Annotated in this window: 11 protein-coding genes and 1 pseudogene; 10 read left to right on the top strand and 2 right to left on the bottom strand. The window is 73.9% G+C overall.

Going from position 1 to position 23,516, the window contains the following annotated elements; all coding sequences use genetic code 11:
* The first annotated feature begins 14 nt into the window (after positions 1 to 14).
* From AC0KTA_RS01750 to AC0KTA_RS01740, 3 genes are all read left to right on the top strand, one after another.
* The gene (locus AC0KTA_RS01750; protein ID WP_481053294.1) at positions 15 to 6,590 is read left to right on the top strand and encodes an amino acid adenylation domain-containing protein; all 6,576 of its coding nucleotides are present in this window, start codon (positions 15 to 17) and stop codon (positions 6,588 to 6,590) included.
* 145 nt (positions 6,591 to 6,735) lie between these two features.
* Positions 6,736 to 7,698 carry a thiamine pyrophosphate-dependent dehydrogenase E1 component subunit alpha gene (locus AC0KTA_RS01745; RefSeq protein ID WP_481053293.1) on the top strand — a complete coding sequence of 321 codons (963 nt, stop codon included), beginning with the start codon at positions 6,736 to 6,738 and terminating at the stop codon, positions 7,696 to 7,698.
* Positions 7,691 to 8,665, top strand: coding sequence for an alpha-ketoacid dehydrogenase subunit beta (locus AC0KTA_RS01740; RefSeq protein WP_481053292.1), 975 nt, complete (start codon positions 7,691 to 7,693; stop codon positions 8,663 to 8,665). The genes AC0KTA_RS01745 and AC0KTA_RS01740 overlap by 8 nt, the downstream gene beginning before the upstream one ends.
* A gap of 38 nt (positions 8,666 to 8,703) precedes the next feature.
* Here the strand turns inward: AC0KTA_RS01740 and AC0KTA_RS01735 are convergent, their stop codons facing one another.
* Positions 8,704 to 9,303, bottom strand: a complete 600-nt coding sequence (locus AC0KTA_RS01735; protein ID WP_481053291.1) for a TetR/AcrR family transcriptional regulator — start codon at positions 9,301 to 9,303, stop codon at positions 8,704 to 8,706.
* A 289-nt stretch (positions 9,304 to 9,592) separates the two neighbouring features.
* Here AC0KTA_RS01735 and AC0KTA_RS01730 point away from each other — a divergent pair, with 289 nt between their 5' ends.
* The 4 genes from AC0KTA_RS01730 to AC0KTA_RS01715 are packed head-to-tail and all read left to right on the top strand — an operon-like array spanning position 9,593 to position 14,460.
* Entirely contained in the window at positions 9,593 to 10,192 is a 600-nt protein-coding gene (locus tag AC0KTA_RS01730) for a (2Fe-2S)-binding protein (RefSeq protein WP_481053290.1), read from the top strand.
* Positions 10,189 to 11,181, top strand: coding sequence for an FAD binding domain-containing protein (locus tag AC0KTA_RS01725; RefSeq protein ID WP_481053289.1), 993 nt, complete (start codon positions 10,189 to 10,191; stop codon positions 11,179 to 11,181). The genes AC0KTA_RS01730 and AC0KTA_RS01725 overlap by 4 nt, the downstream gene beginning before the upstream one ends.
* Positions 11,178 to 13,343, top strand: a complete 2,166-nt coding sequence (locus tag AC0KTA_RS01720) for a xanthine dehydrogenase family protein molybdopterin-binding subunit (RefSeq protein ID WP_481053288.1) — start codon at positions 11,178 to 11,180, stop codon at positions 13,341 to 13,343. Before AC0KTA_RS01725 ends, AC0KTA_RS01720 begins: the two co-directional genes overlap by 4 nt.
* Positions 13,336 to 14,460: an XdhC family protein gene (locus AC0KTA_RS01715; protein ID WP_481053287.1), complete on the top strand. Its 1,125-nt coding sequence runs from the start codon at positions 13,336 to 13,338 to the stop codon at positions 14,458 to 14,460. The genes AC0KTA_RS01720 and AC0KTA_RS01715 overlap by 8 nt, the downstream gene beginning before the upstream one ends.
* A gap of 255 nt (positions 14,461 to 14,715) precedes the next feature.
* On the opposite strand, the gene AC0KTA_RS01710 is transcribed toward AC0KTA_RS01715, so the two are convergent.
* Positions 14,716 to 17,262 carry a polysaccharide lyase family 8 super-sandwich domain-containing protein gene (locus AC0KTA_RS01710; protein WP_481053286.1) on the bottom strand — a complete coding sequence of 849 codons (2,547 nt, stop codon included), beginning with the start codon at positions 17,260 to 17,262 and terminating at the stop codon, positions 14,716 to 14,718.
* A gap of 50 nt (positions 17,263 to 17,312) precedes the next feature.
* Between AC0KTA_RS01710 and AC0KTA_RS01705 the strand changes: the two are divergent.
* The 3 genes and pseudogenes from AC0KTA_RS01705 to AC0KTA_RS01695 all read left to right on the top strand — a co-directional run.
* Positions 17,313 to 17,597, top strand: a pseudogene (locus tag AC0KTA_RS01705) (NACHT N-terminal helical domain 7-containing protein); the annotation flags it as partial.
* Positions 17,590 to 20,517: an NACHT domain-containing protein gene (locus tag AC0KTA_RS01700; RefSeq protein WP_481053285.1), complete on the top strand. Its 2,928-nt coding sequence runs from the start codon at positions 17,590 to 17,592 to the stop codon at positions 20,515 to 20,517. The pseudogene AC0KTA_RS01705 and the gene AC0KTA_RS01700, both read left to right, overlap by 8 nt.
* Before the next feature lie 144 nt (positions 20,518 to 20,661).
* Entirely contained in the window at positions 20,662 to 23,466 is a 2,805-nt protein-coding gene (locus AC0KTA_RS01695; protein ID WP_481053284.1) for a tetratricopeptide repeat protein, read from the top strand.
* The last annotated feature ends 50 nt before the right edge of the window (positions 23,467 to 23,516 follow it).

Below are 23,516 nucleotides of genomic sequence, written 5' to 3'. Positions count from 1 at the left end.
CAAGGGGCTGGATCATGGCTAGGACCGGATCGGACAGGGCTTTCACGGAGGCGGACGGCGCGTTCACCGGATCGGAGGGCGCGTTCGCCGGACCGGAGCGCTCTTTCACCGGATCGGAGCGCGCTCTCACGGACCACCGGCAGCGGCGGGCCCACCCCGCCGCGAGCGCGTCCCCCGCCCCGCCCACGGTCCCGGCCGCCGTGCTCACCGACCTGTTCGAGGCCCGGGCCGCCCGGCACCCGGACCGCGCCGCCCTGACCTGCGGCGGCGAGCACCTCGACTACGCCACGCTCAATGCCCGCGCCAACCGCCTCGCGCACGCCCTGCTCGCCCGGGGAGCCGGACCCGAACGCCTCGTCGCGCTCGCCCTGCCGCGCTCGGTGGACGCCGTGGTCGCGATCCTCGCCGTCCTGAAGTCCGGCGCCGGCTATCTGCCCCTCGACCTGGACCACCCGCCGGAACGCGTCGACCGGACCCTGGCCGACGCCCGCCCCGTGCTGCTCCTCAGCCAGGACCCGATGGACGTCCGCGCCGACGTCCCCCGCCTGGTGCTCTCCGCCCGGGGCACCGCCGAGGAACTCGCCGTCCGGCCCGACACCGATCCCGCCGACGCCGACCGCCTCGCGCCCGTCACTCCGGCGACCACCGCGTACGTGATCTACACCTCCGGGTCCACCGGCCGCCCCAAGGGCGTCGTCGTCTCGCACGCCAACGTCGTCCGCCTCTTCACCGAGACGGCCGGCGAGTTCCGCTTCGACGAGCACGACGTGTGGAGCCTCTTCCACTCCTACGCCTTCGACGTGTCCGTGTGGGAGATCTGGGGCGCGCTGCTGCACGGCGGCCGCCTCGTGGTCGTGCCGTACGAGACCAGCCGGGCGCCCGAGCGCTTCCGCGCGCTGCTCGCCGCCGAGCGCGTCACCGTCCTCAGCCAGACGCCGTCCGCCTTCTACCCGCTGATGGAGGCCGACCGCGACGCCGCCGCGCACGGCGGTGAACTCGCCCTGCGCCTGGTGGTGTTCGCGGGCGAGGCCCTCGACTTCGGCAAGCTGGCGCCCTGGTACGCACGCCACCGCGACGACGCCCCGGTGCTCGTGAACATGTACGGCATCACCGAGACCACCGTCCACACCACCCTCACGCGCCTCACCGCCGCCGACGCCGCCCCGGGCGCCCCGAGCCGCGTCGGCGTGGCCATCCGAGACCTTTCCCTGTACGTCCTCGACGAGGCGCTGCGGCCGTGCCCGCCGGGCGTGGCGGGGGAGTTGTACGTGGCGGGGCCCGGCGTCACCCGGGGCTACCTCGGCCGCCCGGACCTGACCGCGGTGCGCTTCGTCGCCGACCCGTTCGGCCCGCCCGGCGGCCGGATGTACCGCAGCGGCGACGTGGTCCGGTGGAACGGCGACGGCGACCTGGAGTTCATCGGCCGCGCCGACCAGCAGATCAAGATCAGGGGCTTCCGGATCGAACCGGGAGAGATCGAGTCCGCGCTCACCTCGCACCCCGCCGCCCGCCAGGCCGCCGTCGTCGCCCGCGAGGACCGGCCGGGCGACCGGCGTCTGGTCGCCTACGTCGTACCGGAGTTCCGCCAGGAGCCCGAGGCGGGGTCGGCCGACGGCACGGCGGCACGGCAAGTGGGCGACTGGGAGCGGGTGTTCGACGCGCAGTACGCGGGGACGGGCGCCGGTGCGGATGCCGATGCCGATGCGGGTGCGGGTGCGGGTGCAGGGGCTGGTGCAGGCGCGGGCGGCGGGGTGCCGCGCGCCGCGTTCGGGGAGAACTTCGCGAGCTGGTACGACAGTTACACCGACCGCCGCCCCATCGCCCCCGACCACATGCGGGAGTGGCGCGACACCACCGTCCGCCGCATCCAGGCCCTGCGCCCGCGCCGCGTCCTGGAGCTCGGCGTCGGCACGGGCCTGCTCCTCTCCCGGCTCGCCCCGGGCTGCGCGGAGTACGTCGGCACCGACATCTCCGCAAGAGCCGTCGAGGACCTGGGCCGCGAGATCGCCGCCCGGCCCGACCTGTCCGGCCGGGTGCGGCTGCGGCACCAGGCGGCGCACGACACCACCGGCCTGCCGGACGGCCACTTCGACGTCGTCGTCATCAACTCCGTGCTCCAGTACTTCCCCAGCGCCGACTACCTCCTGGACGTCCTGTCCAAGGCCCTGGCGTGCGCAGCGCCCGGCGGCCGCGTCTTCGTCGGCGACGTACGCGACCTGCGCGCCCTGCGATCCTTCAGCACCGCCGTCCACCTGCGCCGGGCCGCCCCCGACAGCGAGCGTGGCACGGTGCGGCACGCCGTCGAGCGCGCGCTGGTGCGCGAGGAGGAATTGCTGCTCGCGCCGGACTTCTTCCATGCCTTCGCGGCCCGCGAGGACACGGTCGGCGCGGTCGACATCCAGGTGCGGCGCGGCACGCGGCACAACGAGATGACGCGGTACCGCTACGACGCCGTCCTGCACAAGGCACCCGTGACGACGGCACCCGGCAGCGGGGAGCGGCTGCGCTTCGGCGACGACCTGCCGGACACCGGCGCGCTCGCGACGTACCTGGAGCGCCACGCCCCCGCCCGGCTGCGCGTGCTCGGCGTCCCCAACCGCCGCACCGCCCAGGAGACCGCCGCCGCCCGCGCCTTCGACAACGGCGCCGCCGTCGCCGACGCTCACCGCCTCCTCGCGCAGGAGCCCCACGGCGTCGACCCCGAGGAGCTGCACCGGCTCGGGGAGCGCCTCGGCTACCGCGTCGCGGTCGCCCCGGCGGCGACCGCCGTGGACGCGGTGGACGCGGTGTTCGTGCGCGCCACCGACGGGGACGCAAGCCGGGACGACGGTGTGCTGGAGGCGTACGAGCCGGACGGCACCCCCGGTGACCCGCTGACGTACGCCACCAGCCCGGTGGCCGCGCGCCGCGGCGGCCAGCTCACCGCCGCGCTGCGCGAGCACCTGCGCGAGCGGCTGCCCGACTACATGATGCCGTCGGCCGTCGTGCTCCTGGAGCGGCTGCCGCTGACCGTCAACGGCAAGCTGGACCGCGCGGCGCTGCCCGCGCCGGTCGTCGAGGCGCAGTCGGCGCGGGCCGCGCGCACCGAGCGGGAAGAGGTGCTGTGCGCTCTCTTCGCGGAGATCCTCGGCGTCGAGGGCATCGGCATCGACGACGACTTCTTCGCGCTCGGCGGCCACTCGCTCCTCGCCACCCGCCTGTCCGCGCGCGTGCGGACCCGGCTCGGCGCGGAACTCACCATCCGCGCCCTGTTCCGGCACCCCACCGTCGCCGGGCTCGCGGCCCACCTCGACCGGCCCGCGCCGCCCGACGCCCCGGACGCCCGCCCCGTGCTGCGCGCCGCCGAGCGGCCCGACCCGCTCCCGCTGTCCTTCGCCCAGCGCCGCCTGTGGTTCCTGCACCGCCTGGAAGGCATGAGCCGCGCCTACAACGTGCCCTGGACGCTGCGCCTGACCGGCGACCTGGACGTCCCCGCGCTGCGCGCCGCCGTCGCCGACCTCGTCGCCCGCCACGAGTCCCTGCGCACCGTCTTTCCCGACCACGACGGCGAACCGCGCCAGCGGATCCTGCCGCCGGAGCGGGCCCGGCCGCCGCTGGACGTGACCCCCACGACCGAGGCGGAGCTGCCGGGCGCCCTCGCCGCGGTGAGCGGCCACAGCTTCGACCTGGCCACCGGCATCCCCGTCCGCACCCACCTGTTCCGGACCGGCACCACCGAGCACGTGCTGCTCCTCCTCGTCCACCACATCGCCTGCGACGGCTGGTCGTTCGCGCCGCTGGCGGAGGATCTGATGGCGGCGTACGAGGCACGCCGGGCGGCCCCCGCGGAGCCCGGCGACCGGTCGGGCCGGGCGGCGGACCCGGCCGAACCCGGCGACCACCTCCTACCGGAACCCGCCCCCGCCCCCGCCGTCCAGTACGCCGACTACGGCCTCTGGCAGCGCGAGCTCCTCGGCGACCCCGGCGACCCGGCGAGCCCCCTCGCCCACCAGCTCGCCTACTGGCGCCGTCAACTCGCCGACCTGCCCGCCCAGTTGGACCTGCCGTTCGCCCGCCCGCGCCCCGCCGAACCCGGCTACGGCGGCGAGACGCTCTCCGTGGCCTGGGACGCCGAGCTGCACCGGCGGCTCTCGGCGCTCGCCCAGGAGAGCGGGACGAGCCTGTTCATGGTGCTCCAGGCGGGCCTCGCGGCGCTGCTCACCCGGCTCGGCGCCGGGCACGACATCCCCATCGGCTCCCCGATCGCGGGCCGCACCGACCAGGGCCTGGACCGCTCGGTCGGCTTCTTCGTCAACACCCTCGTCATCCGCAACGACACCTCGGGCAACCCCGCCTTCCGTGACCTCCTGGACCGGGTGCGTGAGGTGTCCCTGAGCGCCTACGAGCACCAGGACGTGCCCTTCGAGTACCTGGTCGACGACCTCAACCCGCCCCGGGCCATCGGCAGGCACCCGCTCTTCCAGGTCTCCCTGGTCGTGCAGAACGCCCCGGCGCCACGCCTCGACACCCCCGGCCTGGAGATCGCCACCGACCTCCTGCACCCCGGCTCGGCCCGCTTCGACCTGCTGTTGAACATCGAGGAACGCTTCACCGACGACGGCCGCCCCGCGGGCCTGACCGGCTTCTTCGAGTACAGCACCGACCGGTTCGACCCAGAGAGCGTGGACGCCGTGGCGACCCGGCTCGCCCGGCTCCTGAGCGCGGCCGCCGACGACCCGCACCTGCCGATCGGGCGGCTCGACGTGCTGAGCGCGAAGGAGCGGCGACTGCTCGTCGAGGAGTGGAACGACACCGCACGGCCCCTTCCGCCCGTCACCGTGCCCGACCTCTTCGAGCGGCAGGCGGCCCGGACACCGCACGCCCCGGCCGTCGCCTGCGGCGAAGTGCGGCTGTCGTACGCGGAGTTGAACACGCGGGCCAACCGGCTCGCCCACCGGCTCATCGCCGCCGGCACCGGACCCGAGCAGGTCGTCGCGCTGGCCATGCCCCGCTCGGCGGACATGGTCGTCGCCCTCGTCGCCGTCCTGAAGACCGGCGCCGCCTACCTGCCGATCGACCCGCGCCACCCCGCCGACCGCATCGCCTTCATGCTCCGGGACGCCGCGCCCGCCTGCGTCGTGACGACGTACGACGCGGGCTGCGCACTGCCCGTGGACGTGCCGCGTGTCCACCTGGACGCGGACGACGCCCCCGCTGCGGCCGACCGTGACACCGACCCGCGCGACGCCGACCGCCTCGGCCCCCTCACCCCGGCCAACGGCGCGTACGTCCTCTACACCTCCGGGTCCACCGGCCGCCCCAAGGCGGTCCTCGTCCCGCACGCCAACGTCGTGGACCTGGCGCTGTGGGGCCGCGAGACCCTGGGCCCCGACCAGCTGGCCCACGCCCTCGCCGCCACGCCGCTGACCTTCGACGTCTCCGTCTTCGAGATCTTCGGGCCGCTGCTCTCCGGCGGCGTCGTCGAGGTCGTCGCCGACGTCCTGGCACTCGGCGAACACGCGGGCGGGCAGTGGCGGGGCAGCCTCATCTGCGCCGTGCCGTCGGCCCTTTCGGAGCTGGTGAGCCACCACGACGTGGACCTCGCGGCACGGGTCGTCGCGCTCGGCGGGGAGGCGCTGGCCGCGCACACCCTGGCGGAGATCCGGGCCGCCGTACCGGGCGCGCGGATCGTCAACGTCTACGGCCCGACCGAGGCCACCGTCTACACGACCGCCTGGTTCTCCGACGACCCCGCCGCGCCGGAGGCCCCACCGATCGGCCGCCCCGTCCGCAACACCCGCACCTACGTCCTCGACACCCATCTGCAGCCGGTACCTGTGGGCGTGCCGGGCGAGCTGTACGTCGCGGGCGCGGGCCTCGCCCGCGGCTATCTGCACCGGCCCGCGCTCACCGCCGAACGCTTCGTGCCCGACCCGTTCGGCGGGCCGGGGGAGCGGATGTACCGCACCGGCGACCTGGCCCGCTGGCGCGCCGACGGCAACCTGGAGTACCTGGGGCGCGCCGACGACCAGGTCAAGATCCGCGGCTTCCGGATCGAACCGGGAGAGGTCGAGTCCGTCCTCGCCGCCCACCCCGGCCTCGCGCAGGCCGCGGTCGTGGTGCGCGAGGACCGGCCGGGCGACCGCACCCTTGTCGCGTACTGCGTACCGGCCGACGGGCCACAACCCGCCCCGCACGCCGACGAGTTGCGCGCCCACCTGGCGCGGACCCTGCCCGAGTACATGGTGCCCTCGGCCTTCGTCCCGCTGGCGCGGCTGCCGCTGAGCCCCAACGGCAAGCTCGACCGGCGCGCCCTGCCCGCCCCGGACGAGGCGAGCAGCCGGCCGGCCGGGCGGGAGCCGCGTACCGCCACCGAATCCGCGCTGTGCGCCCTGTTCGCCGAGGCCCTCGGCGTACCGGCCGTCGGCGTCGACGACAGCTTCTTCGACCTCGGCGGGCACTCCTTGCTCGCCGTGAAGCTGGTGTCCCGCATCCGTACCGCGCTGGACACGCCCCTCGGCATCCGGGCGGTCTTCGAGGCCCCCACCGTCGCCGCGCTGGCCCTGCGGCTGAGCGAGCAGGACCTCGCGGCCGAGCGAGAAGGGAAGTGAATTGGCCATGCCGAAAGCACCAACAGGCCAAGCAGCCTCAGCAGAGCCTGCAGCCTCAACAGGCCTGGCAGACCCGGAAGCCTCAACAGGCCCGGCAGACTCGGCAGACCCGACAGAGCCACCGAACGACGGCGGCCCGGACCCGGTGGCGCTCTACCGCACCATCAGGCTCATCCGCCGCTTCGAGGAGCGCTGCGTCGAGCTGGTGAAGGCGGGCGAGATCATCGGCGGCATCCACCCCTACACCGGGCAGGAGGCCGTGGCCGCCGGGGTCTGCGCGGCACTGCGCCCCGACGACCTCATCACCAGCACCCACCGGGGACACGGCCACGTCCTGGCCAAGGGCGCGGACCCGGACCGGATGACGGCCGAGCTGCTGGGCCGGACCACCGGGCTCAACAAGGGCCGCGGCGGCTCCATGCACGCGGCCGACGTCAGCCTCGGCATCCTCGGCGCGAACGGCATCGTCGGCGCCGGGGCCCCGATCGCGACCGGCGCGGCCTGGGCGGCGGTGCGCGCGGGCGCCGACCGGGTCGCCGTCAGCTTCTTCGGCGACGGCGCGGTCAGCCAGGGCGTGGTCCTGGAGTCCTTCAACCTGGCGTCGCTGTGGCGGCTGCCGGTGCTGTTCGTGTGCGAGAACAACGGCTACTCCTCGACGGCCACGGTGGAGGACATGGTCGCGGGCACGATCCCGGGCCGCGCGGCCGCGTTCGGCATCCCCGCGGTGACGGTCGACGGCATGGACGCCGAGGCCGTGTTCGCCGCCACGCGGGAGTGCGTCGAGCGGGCCCGGGCGGGCGGGGGACCGGCGCTCCTGGAGTGCCGCACCTACCGCTTCGACGCCCACCACACCTGGGAGCACCGGTCGTTCGTGCGCTACCGCACCCAGGAACAGGTGGACGAGGGGCGCCGCCGCGACCCCATGGACATCCAGGGCGCGCGGATCCCCGACGAGGACCGCGCCCGCGTCGACGAGGAGGTGGAGGCCGTCCTCGACGCGGCCGTGCGGTTCGCGCTCGACAGCCCGAAGCCCGATCCGGCCGGCGCTCTCGACCATCTGTACGCGACGGGGCTGCGGCCCCGGGCGGGGGTGACCACCAGTGCCTAAGCTCGGCTATCTGACCGCGCTCACGCGGGCCCTGTCCGACGAACTCGCGCGAGACCCCGACGTCTGCGTGTTCGGCGAGGACATCCGCGTCGGCGTCGCCAACGTCACCAAAGGGCTCGTGCAGCGCTTCGGCCCGGAGCGGATCGTCGACACGCCGCTGTCGGAACAGGCGTTCACGAGCTTCGCGACGGGCGCCGCGCTGTCGGGACACCGCCCGGTCATCGAGTTCCAGATCCCGTCGCTGATGTTCCTGGTCTTCGAGCAGATCGCCAACCAGGCGCACAAGTTCTCGCTCATGACGGGCGGTCAGGTGAAGGTGCCCGTCACCTATCTGGTGCCCGGCTCCGGCTCGCGGACCGGCTGGGCGGGCCAGCACTCCGACCAGCCCTACAGCCTCTTCGCACACGTCGGCCTGAAGACCGTGGTGCCCTCAAGACCTGCCGATGCCTACGGTCTGCTGGTCTCGGCGATCCGTGACGACGATCCGGTCGTGGTGCTCACACCGGCCGCCTCGTCGATGAGCTTCCAGAGCGTCAACCTCGCCGACCTTGCGCCGCTGCCGCTCGGGGTGGGCCGGGTGGCGCGCCCCGGCACGGACGTCACCGTGGTGGCGGTCGGGCACTTCGTGGGCCAGGCCGTCGAGGTGGCCGAGGAGCTGGCCGGCGAGGTCTCGGTGGAGGTCTTCGACCCGCGCACGATCCACCCGTTCGACTGGCACGGCCTCGCCGCGTCGGTGAACCGCACCGGGCGCCTCGTCGTCATCGACGACTCCAATCGCTTCTGCGGCCTGGGCGCGGAGATCGTCGCCGCGGCCGCCGAGGAGATGCGCCTGGTGGCGCCACCGCGGCGGATCACCCGCCCCGACGGCGCGGTGCTGCCGTTCGCCCTGGAACTGGACCGGGCGGCACAGCCGCACCGCGACCAGCTGGTGACGGCGATTCAGCAGGTGTGCAAGGAGAGCCGCTGAGCGCTTCGCTGGATGTGCGGTGCGAAACCTGCGGGCCGTCAGTGATCGTCGGCCGGCGCCCGGGTGCCCGGCGCGCCGGCCCGCAGGCCGTCCATGACGAGGTCGAGCAGCCTTCCGGCGCGCGACTGCCAGTCCTGCTGCGGGTCGATCTGCCACAGTCCGGCGATCGCCAGCAGGAAGTCGTCGGGGGTGAGGCCGGGGCGGATCGTGCCCGCCCGCTCGTTGGCCTCAAGGAGGAGGGCGATGGCGGACGTCAGCGGGCCGTGCGCCACGCTCTTCAGGGTGCCGTGGCTGGTGGTCGCCGCGCGCATCGCGTCGGCCAGGCCGGCCTTGGTCATCGCGTACCGCGCGAGGCGGTCCATCCACTCCCGCAGCGCCCGCTCGGGCGGGTGGGTCTCCAGGAGCCGGGCGGCGGCGTCGGCGACCTGCCGGACCTCGTGCCGGTAGACCTCGAGGACCAGGGCCTCACGGCTCGGGAAGTGGCGGTAGAACGTCCCCTGGCCGACACAGGCCTTCTTGGCGATCGCGCTCAGCGGAGCGTCGCCGGACCGCGTCAACTCCTCCAGCGCCACGGCGAGGATGCGCTCGCGGTTGCGCTGCGCGTCCGAGCGCAGGGGGGTCTCTCTCTTCTCCCGCACTCGTCGTCCTCCTGGCGTCGGGGTGGGACCGGTCGCGCGAGGATGGACCGGACCTTGCTAAGCGGACAAGTGTCCGCTAGGTTCTTGAGCAATTAACGGACAGCTGTCCGTTTGAGTTCACTCCACCATAGCGGCAGACATGGCCGAATGCATTCGGTCGATGCCGCCGCCCGTGACCCTCCGGCGCTCCACCCCACCGCGTTCCCTTCGCCCCGTGCCACCCGCGCCCCCGAGCCCGCGCCCGTCCCGGCTCCCGAGGCGCACCGCGACCGCGAAAGAAGGCTGACCCATGGCTCCACCGACGTCCAGCGCCACCGCGACGTCCAGCGGCATCACCCTGAACGTCAACGGCGAGAAGCGCACGCTGCCCGTCGACCACCGCACCACCCTGCTCGACGCGCTGCGCGAGCGCCTCGACCTGACCGGCACCAAGAAGGGCTGCGACCAGGGTCAGTGCGGCGCCTGCACGGTCCTGGTCGACGGCCGCCGCACCCTGTCCTGTCTGCAGCTCGCGGTCGCCGCCGACGGACGTGAGATCACCACCATCGAAGGCGTCGCCGACGGCGACCGGCTGCACCCGGTGCAGCAGGCCTTCCTCGACCTCGACGGCTTCCAGTGCGGCTACTGCACGCCTGGCCAGATCTGTTCGGCCATCGCGGTCATCGAGGAGCACGCGGCCGGCTGGCCGAGCGCCGCGACCGCCGATGTCCGGCCAGAGGCGGGCCCGCCGCCGCTCGACGCGGGCGAGATCCGCGAGCGGATGAGCGGCAACCTGTGCCGCTGCGGCGCGTACGTGGCCATCGTGGACGCGGTCGCCCGCGCCGCCGGCGAGGCGCGCGCCGCCGACGGCACGGCCGACGCCGTGGCGGCCAAGGAGGCGGCGGCATGAGGGAGTTCGGATACCAGCGGGCCCACGACGTCTCCGGGGCCGTCGCCCTGCTCGGCGCCGACCCCGAGGCGCGCTACCTGGGCGGCGGCACCAACCTCGTCGACCTGATGAAGACCGGCGTCGAACGGCCCGCGCTGCTCGTCGACGTGACCCAACTGCCCCTCGACGGCGTCGAGGTGACGGCGGACGGCGGACTGCGTGTCGGCGCGACCGTCACGAACAGCGACCTGGCCGCCCACCCCGAAGTCCGGCGCCGTTATCCCGCGCTGGCCCAGGCCGTCCTCGCCGGGGCCTCCGGACAGCTGCGCAACATGGCCACCGTCGGCGGCAACCTGCTCCAGCGCACCCGCTGCGGCTACTTCGCCGACACCGCGAGGCCCTGCAACAAGCGGACGCCGGGCAGCGGTTGCGCCGCCCTCGAGGGCGAGCACCACAACCACGCGATCCTCGGCGCCTCCGCGCACTGCGTGGCCACCCACCCCTCCGACATGGCGGTGGCCCTCGCGGCCTTCGACGCCGTCGTCTCGTACGAAACAGCCGACGGGCCCGGAGAGTTGGCCCTGACCGACTTCTATCTGCCCGTCGGCGACACCCCGCACCGCGAGACCGCGCTGCCGCCCGGCGCGCTGATCACCCACGTCACCCTGCCGCCCGCCCCGGTCGCCGCGCACTCGCGCTACCGCAAGGTCCGCGAGCGCGCCTCGTACGCCTTCGCCATCGGCTCGGTGGCTGCCGCGCTCGACGTGCGGGACGGCGTCGTACGCGAAGTGCGGCTGGCCTACGGCGCGGTGGCGTCGCGGCCGTGGCGCGCGCACGCGGCCGAACGCGCCCTGACCGGCGGACCCGCCACGGCCGCCGCCTTCGCCGCCGCCGCGGACGCCGAACTGGCGGCCGCCGAGCCGCTGTCCGACAACGGATACAAGGTGCCGCTCGTGCGCAACCTGACCGTGGCCCTGCTGACCGAGCTGACCGAGGAGGCCGCCCGATGACCACCGCGACCGGAACGACCAGGGGCGCGGGCGTGGTCGGCACCGCGCGCTCGCGCCTGGAGGGCCTGGCCAAGGTCACCGGCGAAGCGCGGTACGCGGGCGAGGTCCCGTTCGCCGAGCTCGCCCACGGCTGGATCGTCCTCTCCACCGTCGCGCGCGGACGCGTCCGCTCCGTCGACGACGCACCCGTTCTGGAGATGCCCGGCGTCCTCGCCGTCCTCCACCACGGCAACGCCCCGCGCCTCCAGGAGGGCTTCGTCGGTTCCTTCGGGCCCGACCCGGTCGCGGAGATCCTCCAGCGGGACCGGGTGCCGCACCTCGGCTGGCCGGTGGCGCTCGTCGTCGCCGAGACCTCCGAGCAGGCCAGGGAGGCCGCCGAGGCGCTGGTCGTCCACTATGACACCGAGCCGCACGACGTGGCCTTCTCCACCGAACACCCCGCGCGCTACACGCCGGAGGCGGGCCCCATCGGTCCCGCGGTCACCGAGAAGGGCGACCTGGAGACCGAGCTCGCCGCTTCCGACGTGGTCGTGGACGAGCGCTACACCACCCCCGAGCAGCACCACAACGCGATGGAGCCGCACGCGGCCATGGCCCGCTGGGACAACGGACGGCTCGAAGTCGTCGACACCAGCCAGGGCACCAAGGCGACGGCGACGGACCTCGCCGCGCTCTTCTCGCTCGACCCGGCCTCGGTGCGCGTGCGCTCCGAGCACATCGGCGGCGGCTTCGGCTCCAAGGCCCTGGCCCGCGCGCACAACGTGCTCGCCGTCATGGCCACCACCGTCATCGGGCGTCCGGTCCGCGTGGTCCTGACCCGCCGCCAGATGTTCTCGCTCATCGGCTACCGCAGTCCCACCGCCCAGCGGGTCAGGCTCGGCGCCGGGGCCGACGGGCGGCTGCGCGCGTTCGACCACGACGGGGTCTCGCTCACCTCCACCCTGACCGAATTCGTCGAGGCGAGCAGCGCGTTCGGCCGGGCGCTGTACGACGCCGAGGCGCACCGCACGGCCAACCACGTGGTGCCGCTCGACGTGCCCACGCCGACCTTCATGCGCGCGCCGGGGGAGGCGCCGGGATCGTTCGCGCTGGAGTCCGCGGTCGACGAACTCGCCGAGAAGTGCGGCCTGGACCCGATCGAACTGCGGGCCCGCAACGAACCGGCCGTGGGCCCCGTCACCGGCCTGCCGTTCGCCAGCCACGAACTGCTCACCTGCTTCCGCGCGGGCGCCCGGCGCTTCGGCTGGGACAGCCGCGACCCGCGCCCCGGCGTGCGCCGCGACGGCCGGTGGCTGCTCGGTACGGGCACGGCCGCGGCCACCTTCCCGGCGGGAGCCGCCCCCTCGACCGCCGCGGTCACGGCGGAGGCCGACGGCACCTTCACCGTGCGGATCAACGCGGCCGACGTCGGCACCGGCGCGCGCACCGCGCTCGCCCAGGTGGCCGCCGACGCGCTCGACGTGCCGCTGGAGCGGGTCCGCATCCGGATCGGCGACAGCGACCTGGGCCAGGCCTGGCTGTCCGGCGGCTCCATGGGGACGCGTTCGTGGGCGTGGGCCGTGATGATCGCGGTGGACGAACTGCGCGAGCGGCTCGCACTCGGGGCGGACATCCCGCCGGAGGGCATCACCGTGCGCTCGGACACCACCGAGGCCATCGGCGCGCTCGCCCAGAGCGAACGGCACTCCTACGGCGCCCAGTTCGCCGAGGTCGCCGTCGACGTCGGCACCGGCGAGGTACGCGTACGCCGCATGCTCGGCATCTTCGCCGCAGGGAAGATCATCAACCCGCTCACCGCGCGCAGCCAGTTCATCGGCGGCATGACCTGGGGCCTGTCCATGGCCCTGCACGAGGAGGCGATCAGGGACCACGCGTCGGGCGGCCTCGCCAACGGCGACCTCGCGGGCTACCACTTCGCCGCCAGCGCCGACGTGCCCGTCATCGAGGCCGACTGGGTCGACGACCCCGACCCGGACGACCCGGTCGGCATCAAGGGCATCGGCGAGATCGGCATCGTCGGCGCGGCCGCCGCGATCGCCAACGCGGTCTGGCACGCCACCGGCGTCCGCCACCGCGACCTGCCGATCCGCCCGGACCGGGTGCTCCGCGCGGGCTCCGCGCCGGGGGCGGGGGCCGTGCCGGGAGGAGACACACGTGCTTGACATCGCCGAAGAGCTGGGCCGGTGGGCCGAGGAGGGCCGGGAGTTCGCCGTCGCCACCGTCGTGGCCGTCGGCGGCAGCGCGCCCCGCCCGCCCGGCGCCGCCCTCGCCGTCGACCGCGAGGGCACCGTCATCGGCTCGGTCTCCGGCGGCTGCGTCGAAGGCGCGGTGTACGAACTGTGCGAGCAGGCCCTCCAGGACGGCGAGAGCTGCCTGGAACGCTTCGGGTACAGCGACGACGACGCCTTCGCCGTGGGCCTGACCTGCGGCGGCGTCATCGACATTCTCATCACCCCGGTGGGCGCCGACGCCCCGGACCGCCCCGTGTACGCGGCCGCCCTCGCGGCGGCCGCCCGCGGGGAGACCGCGGCGCTCGCCCGGGTGGCCCGGGGCCCGGCCGAGCTGCGCGGCAAGGCGCTTCTCGTGCGGCCCGACGGCTCGTACGAGGGCGGGTACGGCGGGGCGCCCGGCCTCGACGGCACCGCGGCGGCCGAGGCGCGGGCACTGCTCGACGCGGGGCGCACCGGAACCGTCGAGGTGTCGGAGGACGGCGCGCACTGCCCCGGCGGGGTGACCCTGCTCGTCGAGTCGAGCGTCCCGCCGCCCCGGATGATCGTGTTCGGCGCCGTCGACTTCGCGGCGGCGCTGGTGCGCGCGGGCAAGTTCCTCGGCTACCACGTGACGCTGTGCGACGCGCGCCCCGTGTTCGCCACCCGGCACCGCTTCCCGGAGGCCGACGAGATCGTGGTCGACTGGCCGCACCGCTATCTGGAACGCACGCCGACCGACGGCCGCACCGTGCTGTGCGTCCTCACGCACGACGCCAAGTTCGACGTGCCGGTGCTGGTGGAGGCGCTGCGGATGCCCGTCGCCTTCGTCGGGGCGATGGGGTCGCGCCGCACGCACGAGGACCGCAACAGCAGGCTCCGTGACGCGGGCGTCACCGACCTCGAACTGTCCCGGCTGCACTCACCCATCGGTCTCGACCTCGGCGCGCGCACGCCGGAGGAGACGGCGCTGTCCATCGCAGCAGAGATCGTCGCCTCCCGGCGGGGCGGGACGGGGGTGCCCCTGAAGGGCGCCCACACCCCGATCCACCATGACGCGGTGGCGGCGTAGGGGGCCCCGACCGGCCGGTGGCGCTAGCCCTTGTCGTCAGGACGCCGTCGGCCTGGGGCTGTGCCCACCCGTGCCGCCCCTGGCGGCCCAGTGCCCACAGCGGGTAGCGAAGAGGTGGCGCTGCCGCTACCGCGCCGCTGTGGGCAATCGTCCCGCAGGGCGGGACGGGTGGGCACAGCCCCAGGCCGACGGTGCCGGAACGGCAGCGTGCACCACGGCCCAGGCCGACGGTGCCGGAACGGCTTTGGCCCGAGGTCAGTGCGCCTCACGCAGAGTGACCGTAAAGCTCCGCCCGTACGCGTGGTGCGTGTCCACCTCGACCACCGTCCCGCCGCGCGCCGAGCGCACCCGCACCCCCTCGTCCGCCGAGACGACCCGTAGCCGCCGCCCCCGCAACAGCACCCGCACCGTGCCCCGGTCCATGGTCGGATCGGAGACGGCGATGCTGGTCGGGGCCGACCCGGACCTGCCCTGGCGCCGCACCAGGACACAGGCGGGCCCGTCGACCCGCAGGCCGCCGGCCTCGTGGCGACCGGAGCCGAAGGCATTGACGGCCGTCAGTCCGAGCCCGGAGTGGGAAACGGCCTGCAACCGCGTGGAGTTGGCGAGCACTTTCAGCGGCCCGCCTCCCGCGTGGGACCGCAGCAGCCGCTCGCCCGCGTTCGGCACCAACGCGTAGGCGAGGGCGACCGGCCGGGCCCCGGCCGCCCGGTCGACGGACACGCCGAACACCTGCCGGGTCACGGCGGTGTCCGGGTTCGCGGTGCGGACCACGCGACGGCTGTGGGTCACGTCGTCCAGGGCCACCCGCACGCGCGGGGCGTCGAGGAACAGATAGCCCACAGCGACGCCCTGCGAGGCATTGGCGTACCGCAGCCACCGCAGGTCGGCCGTCCCGGTCCCCGACCACGGGCGGCCGTCACGCCGCACCCCCGTGAGGGACACCGCGTCACCCGGCGCGGCGACACGCGCGTCGACCGCGGTGGTCACCGCCCGCCCGCCGGGGTCGCCCACGCCCGCCGCGAGCACCACGATCTCGTCGTCGAACAGGAACCACGACTTGGTGGCCGACGCGTTGCGGTACACGACGAAGTCGTCCGGCAGTAACGCCCGGTCGCGGTACGCGACATCACTGGACTGCACCATCGCGGCCGCACCGTACGCCCCGAGCACCGCGCCCCCGGAATGGCCGTGCGTGCCCCGCGGGAAGTACACGTACTTGTTCTGCGACTCCGACGACGACGTGAAGTTCAGCGGATGCCCGGGGTTGTCGTAGTAGGGCTTGCCGTACAACTCCGGGACCGTACGCCGCTGTTCGGCCGGTGCCGTCACCCCGGCGAGGGCGTACGGCGACACCGTGGTGAAGTAGTCCACGCCGTACGCCCGCGTCTGGTCCTGGCCGGACAGATACAGATAGTGGGCGCCCTCGCCCTGGAACCACGGCATCAGGTTCTCGCCGTTCATGTACTCGTACTTGCTGATCCGCGCTGAACTGCGCGCGAGCGCGAACGCGTAGCCGGGCCTGCGGTGCACCGTCCTGTCCATCGCGTTGAACGCGACGCTGCGCGCGGCGGGGTTGAGGTCGGCGGCCGGCACGGAGGCGTCGGCGAGGATGTCGGCGTACCGCACGACGCTGACGGGCGAGACGAAACGCGCCGGGTCGAGCGTGGCGCGGGAGGTCTCGCGGATGTGCTTCACATAGCCCTTCAGGGCGGTGGCGTCGGCGCCGCTCGCGAGGGAGGAGAGATCGACGACGGCCTCGACGACGACGGCGGCGTCCGTGTAGCCGGAGTCCGTCCGCGACACCGCGCGCCCCTTGACGATCTCCATCATCCAGCCCTCGAAGATCAGCGGCGCGAACCCGTTCCGCACCCACCCCCGCACCACGGGCACCAGCTCCTCGCCGTGCGCGAAGCCCGTGCCTTCGAGGATCTTCAGCGTCTGTACGACACGGGTCAGCAGGCCCTTGCCGTAGGAGCCGGTGTAGGCCACGGAGGCGTGCTGGATGAAGGAGCCGTCGGCGTAATACCCGTCCGTCACCCCGTGGTTGAGGTGGTAGGGGTCGATGGTGGCGAACACCGTGAGTTGGTCGGTGAGGGCCTTGCGGATCCGCGCCTCGTCGCCGAGCAGGGCGCCCTGGAGGATGCGGTTGGTGGTGATGTCCGCGAGGTTCGCGCCGGTGTGGAACCGCGAGTCGAGGTCCACGTCGCCGTTCTTGCCGTTGCGCAGATAGGCGTCCATGGAGGCGACGTAGGTGCGCACGAGCTCCGGCCGGTACGCCCGCACCTCGTCGTACAGCAGCACCAGGGCCTTGCTGACGTGCTGGGAGATGCCGATCTCCCAGTGGAACCAGTTGCCGTAGTAACCCTTGGCCTGGTCGCCGTAGTACCGCTCGTGGAGCCACTCCAAGCCGTCGATGACGCGTCGCCGGGCGGCCGTGTCCCCGTACAGGCCGCCGCCGTGCGCGCGGGTGGCAAGCGCGATCTCGTACAGCCACCGGAAGGCCGTGTTGAGGTTCGCGTCGTCGGTGCCGAGGGCGAGGCCGGCGAACAGCTCGCCCTCGCCCGCGGCGTCCATCGCCTTCAGGTTCGCCCGCGCGGCCTTGTCGACGGCGGCGAGCTTCGCGGCGGTCTCCGGCCGGGCGTTGGACTCCGGCGTCCCGGCGAACACCGCCTCCGTGTTGGCGCGCAGCCGCGCCAGGCCCTCCGCGGCGGCCGCCGCGCTCACCGGCCCGGCGGGGACCACGGCAAGGAGACCGGCCGCCGAGAGCGCGGCAAGCAGACGTCTGCGGGTGATGTCCATCAGGCTTCCTCCGCCCGTGAGGTGGCGCTCCGGCGGGCGGAGTCAAGCAGATGGCCCGACCCGCAACAAGAGGGCTCGCTCGGCCGCTGTGCCCTCCCGGAGCGGACGCCACCGATGGGCGGCGAACCGGGCTCCCGGGTGCTCCATTCGTGTCACGCTGGCACCGGAGTCCGCGGAACGCACGCCATGGGGGGACTGTGGGACCGCGCAAGCTGCTGTCGTACGGAGACGCACTGGTGCTGTTGGGCGGGGACCCGCCCGCCGTGGCGGCACTCGACCGCGCGCTCGGCGGGGCACTCAACCTGGCGACCGGCGGGCTGAGCAGCGGTGTGCTCGGCATGTTCGACGCGCGGGGGGCGCGTCCTCGGCCTGGGACGCGATGCGGCACGCGGCATCGGCGAGCGGCTGGGGCGCGCCGACGGCCGGGTGGAACGCACCCGGGTGCTGGAGGCCGCCCACACCGTGATCGTCGTGCTCGCCTTCTTCGACGCCCTGGAACAGGCGGAGCTGCCCTTCTCCCTGGACGAGGCGGAACTCACCCGCAGGGAGCAGCTCACCGTGGCGGGCGGGCGGCTCCCCTCCGACGCGGGCTTCGCGGACACCATCGCTCAGGTGGACGCCCCGCGCCCCGCGCCGCACCTCCCCTACGAGGATCACCTCACCGAACTCAGCGGCTGGTACGGGCACTTGGGCTCGCGCGTGCACAACTTCCTGCAGGGCCTCGCTGTCTGGGAGCGGCTGGGGGAGCGCGAGCGCGGCGAGGCTGCGGACACCGTGCGCCTGACGGTGCCGTCGCTCGCCGTCGCCGCGTACGAGGCGCTCTACGCACGCCTCGTCCTCGAGGCGCCGGAATTCGGCTTCTGGTCGGGCCAGGTGGAGCACCAGGCCACGCGCGCCGAGCTGCGCCGGGCCCTCGCCGGGCTGGAGCGGCTGCTGACGTCGACCGCCGCCCTGCACCGGCCGCCCGTGAACATCGCCGAGGCCCTGGCTAGGGCGCACCGGTCCGCCCTTGACCGCCGCATCCTGGACACCGAGGAAGCACACGAGGGCATCCAGGTGCCGACGTTGTCCGAGGCCTACCTCGACCCCGACTTCCGGGTGCGGGCGGTGGCCGGGCAGGGCAGTCCGGCCGACGAGGAGTGGTGGGCGCACGCCCCGATACGGCAGGACCTCACCGAATACCTGGCGGGAGCGCTGACCTCGGAAGGCCTGACGGCCGCCCCGCTGCTGGTGCTCGGCCAGCCGGGCGCAGGCAAGTCCGTGCTGGTCCGGATCCTCGCGGCCCGGCTGCCGTCGGCCGGATTCCTGCCGGTGCGGGTGGCGCTGCGCGACGTACGCGCGGACGACGAGATCCAGGACCAGATCGAGCAGGCGATCCGCGAGGCCACCGGGGAGCGGGCCACCTGGCCCGACCTGGTGCGCTCGGCGGGCGCGGCGGTGCCGGTCGTCCTGCTCGACGGCTTCGACGAGCTGCTGCAGACCACCGGAGTGCACCAGAACGACTTCCTGGTGCGGGTCGCCCGATTCCAGGAGCGCGAAGCGGAGCAGGGCCGCCCCGTCCTGGCCGTCGTCACCAGCCGGACCGCGGTCGCCGACCGGGCGCGCTGTCCGCGGGGCACCGTCGCCCTGCGTCTCGAACCCTTCCGGAAGGAACAGATCCAGCTCTGGATCGAGCAGTGGAACCTCACCAACGCCATGAACTTCCAGGCCATGGGCCTGCCACCGCTCACCTGGGACGCCGTCGCACCCCATCGCGCACTGGCCGGGCAACCGCTGCTCCTCACGATGCTCGCCCTGTACCAGGCCGCGGGGAACGAGCTGCGCGGCGAGGACGACCGCCCCCTGGAGGAGGCCGATCTGTACGAGGCGCTGCTCGGCTCCTTCGCCCGGCGCGAGGTGTGCAAGGACACCCGGGTCCCCGACCACGAAGTGGAGCAGCGGGTCGAGGAGGAGCTCGAACGGCTCTCGCTGGTGGCCTTCTCGATGCTGAACCGGAAGCGCCAGTGGGTGTCGACGGCCGAGCTCGACGAGGACCTGGCAGCGCTCACCGGCCGGCCGCCGACCCAGACCTCCGGGCTCCGCGCGCCCCTGGGACGCGCCGAAGTCGCCCTGGGCCGCTTCTTCTTCGTGCAGCGCGCACAGTCGATCCGCGACGGCCAGAAGCTGTCCACGTACGAATTCCTGCACGCGACGTTCGGGGAGTATCTGGCGGTCCGCCTCACGGTGCGGCTCCTGTCCGGGCTCCTCGACCACCGCCCGGTCCTCTCGACGGGCAGCGAACCGCTCAACGACGACATGATGTTCGCCCTGCTCTCCTTCGCACCCCTCTCCTCCCGGCAGATGCTCCGCTTCGCCCGCGCCCGCGTCGAACGACTGCCGACGGAGGAACGCGAGAAGCTGGCCCGCCTCGTCGTACGGGCCATGGGAGAGCGGGAGTTGCGCGCCGAGCAGCCGTACGCGACGTACCTCCCGCGACGCATACGCGTCGCCCGCCGCCACGGCATCTACGGCGCCAACCTGGTGGTGCTCGTGCTGCTGCTCACCGGCGGGACGACGGCCGGTGCGCTGTTTCCGTCGTCGGGCGACGCGGGGAGCGCGTGGCACCGGCACGTGCTGCTGTGGCGGTCCTCTCTCGACGAGGTGCAGTGGACCGACCTCGCGCTCTCGCTGAGCGTGCGGCGTACCAGACAGGGCGGCGAACGGGACCTCGAAGTGGCCATCCGGCAGGGCGAGTTGGCCGCCCCCGAACCGGTGGACGCCCACTGGCTCTTCCGGGTCCCCCCGGAGCAGGAGCACACCGTCTGGCACCGCACGTACTGGAACGAGATCTGGCACAAGATGGACGTCTCGGCCGGAACGAACGACGGCGTCGCGCTGCAGGCGCTGCGGCCGTTGTTCGAGTCACTCGGGCCGCTGGTGACCACGTTCAACGGCGGCGGGCCGCGGCACGGCACCTCAGTCGCCCACGACCTGCTGCGGCTGTGGTTGCAGGGCGATGCGGGGATGCCCGCGGAGGAGGTCCTCGAGCTGTACCGACGGATCGGCACGGCCTTCCGGATCCTTCCTCCCGACGAGTCGGTCACCTCGTGCGTCGGGCCGTTGCTGACCGCCCTCCTCGATCGCGACCTGCCTCGATTCCCCGACGGCGAGTCCTTGGCCGTCGTCGAGGAACTGTGGTTCGGCAACCAGGACCTGTTCGCCCAGATCGGCGACCACATCGAAACCCACCATCCCCACCTGTACCCGGAGCGATGAGGAGGCACCTGCGGTGAGCGGCGGCTCGGCCGACGTCGCGGGTGAGGGCGAGGGCCGAAGGGGCGATCACCGGCTCAAGGCGCCCACGCCCGGATTAGCATGGCCGGAACGACGGAGGGTCAGGGTGGGACGGCAGGGGCCGGCGTGACGGCGCATCGGCAGTGGATCGAGGGCGCCACGATCCACGGGTCAGTGATCCAGGCGCGCGAGATCCGGGCTGTCCGCCTGGGAGTGGAACGAACGCTCTATTCAGTGGAGGCCTTTCCGCTGACCCGGCCGGCGATCTCCGACACCTGGGTGCGGCAACAGCCTGCCCGGCTGCTCGACGCCCGGTACGCCCTCGTCGACTTCACCGGACGCCACGACGAACTCGCCCGGCTCGCGGCGTGGCGCGACGGCCCGGACCAGGTTTCGGCGCTCCTGGTGCACGGCCCCGGAGGTCAGGGAAAGTCGCGGATCGCCGCGCAGTTCGCGCGGAGCAGCCACGCGGACAGCTGGCGCGTGCTCCAGGCACGGCACGCCACGGCGGGCCTGCTGTTCCCCTCCGTGCCGATCGCGGGGCGGGCGGACGGCGGGGCGGGCGTCCTGATGGTCGTCGACTACGCGGAGCGCTGGCCCACGGCGGATCTCATCGAGCTGCTCCTCGACGCCGTGCGCCAGGGCGGCCGCGTCCGTGTGCTGCTGGTCGCCCGGCCGCGCGGCACCTGGTGGCAGCACCTCGTCCACCGCCTCGGCGACTTCGACATCCCGGTGTCCGACCTGGCGCTGCCCGGCCTCGCCGACGACGCGGGGGTCTCACCGCAGACCCTCTTCCGCACCGCCCGCGACTGCTTCGCACAGGCTCTGGGCGTACGCGACGCGCATGCCGTCGGCCCACCGGAAGGGCTGAGCGCCGACCCCGAATACCGCCAGGTGCTCGCGGTCCACATGGCCGCGCTCGCCGCCGTCGACTCCCACCGGCGGGGCCGGGCCGCGCCCGACGGCGCGGCGGCGGTCTCCGCGTACCTGCTGGCACGCGAGCGCGCCCACTGGGAGACGCTGGCCGCCAACGAGCGCGTCCGCATCACCCCGCACGCGTTCGGGCAGGTCGTGTACACCGCGGCGATGACGAGCGCGCTCACCTACAGCGAGGCCCTGGGCGTGCTGTCCCGCATCGGAGTCGGCTCCAGCGAGCACGCCGACCAGATCCTCAAGGACCACGCGCTGTCCTATCCCGCCGAAGGCGGCGGTACGGTCCTGGAGCCCTTCTATCCCGACCGGCTGGCCGAGGACTTCCTCGCGTTGAGCGTCGCCGGGCACGGCATCGACGGCTTCGCGCCCGACCCGTGGGCGCTGGACGCGCCCCGCCGCCTCCTGGACGGCGAATCCCTGCCGTGCCGACGGCGCGTCCTCGCGACGCTGGTTGCCACGGCGGCTCGCTGGCCCCATGTGCGGGAGGCACAGCTGCGGCCCCTGCTCCTGGAACGGCCGGAGCTCGGGGTCGCGGCGGGCGGGGCGACGCTCGCCGCGCTCAGCGAGATCGCCGACCTGGACCCGGACGTCCTCGAGGCGATCGAGGCCCACCTGCCCGACGGCTCCCACACCGACCTCAACTCCGGCGCCGCCGCCCTCGCCCAGCGCCTCGCCGACTACCGCCTCGGCCGCACCCACGACCCGGAGGAACAGGCGCGGCTCCTGAACGCCCTCGCCCAGCGCCAGTCCCACGCGGGCCTGCACGACCAGGCGCTGAAGTCCGGACAGCGGGCGATGGCGATCCGGCGTTCGATGAGCGCCGCCCACACCGACACCGGGGAGCCGTCGTTCGCCGTCGTGCTCTGCGACGTGGGCGTCTATCTGGCCAAGGACGGCCAGTTCGCGGACGCGCTGGTGGCCACGGACCAGGCTGTCCGCCTGCTGCGCGGGCTGAGCGACGCACAGCCCGGCAGGCACGGTGACGCGCTGGCCCTCGCGCTGTCCAACTACGCCGCCGACCTGGCGACCGAGGGCCACTGGGCGGAGGCACTCGACACCGTGCAGGAAGCAGTCGAGATCAGACGCCGACTGGCCGCCGCGTCCGGCCACGGCACTGCCGCCGCCCAACGGGCCCCGCTCGCCGCGGCGTTGGCGAACCTCGCCATCTGCCTGTCGCACGCCGGACGCCGGGAGGAGGCCTGCGCCGCCGCCCAGGAGGCGGTGGTGATCCAGCGCGAACTGGCCCGCACCAACCCGCACACCCATGAGGCCGCCCTGGCCTCCGCACTCGTCAATCTCAGCCGCCGCCTGACCCACGTGTCCCGGCCCGTCCAGGCGCGCGAGGCCGCCCACGAAGCCGTGACGGTATTACGCCGTCTCGCCGAGGTCAGCCCCGCCGCGTACGAAGAGGGACTCTCCGCAGCCCTGCTGAATCTCGGTGCCTGCCTCGCGCCCCTCAACCACCGGGCGGAGACCTGCAGGGTCCTCGAGGAGACGGTGGCGATCCGGCGCCGGCTCGCCGCGCGCCACCCGCGGCAGTACGAGCCGGCCCTGACCGCCTCGCTGGAGAGCCTCGGCCTGGAGGCCTTCCGGGCGGGGCACCACGACCGGGCGTTCGCCGCGTGGAGCGAGGCGATCGAGCTGCGGGGGCGGTTCGCGGCGGCAGGCGGGGACCGCGAACAGGCGGACCTGGCCGGGCTGTTGTGCACCGTCGCCTGGATGCACCTCGCCCAGAGCCGGGAGCTGCCCCACGCCCTGACGGTGATCGAGGGGGCCGTCGAGCAACTGTGGCCACTGGCCGGGAAGCCCGGCCGGCTCGGCGCGCGTCTCGTCGAGGCCGTCGACATCCACGCGCGCATTCTCACGGCCCTGGGCCGCACGGACGAGGCCGTCGACGTACGCCGCCGCCTGACGCGATTTCAGGCGGGGGACCTGGAACGTGGGGGTGGCCCTGCCGGGACGACACATGGCATGGGGGAGTGGAACGGGTCCTGGTGAAGCCCCGTGCCGCGGTGACCACGACCGCCTCTGTCCGCGTCCCGGCGGAG

It is taken from the genome of Streptomyces sp. Y309, assembly GCF_056712025.1.
This window is presented reverse-complemented; position numbering and strand designations above follow the sequence as displayed.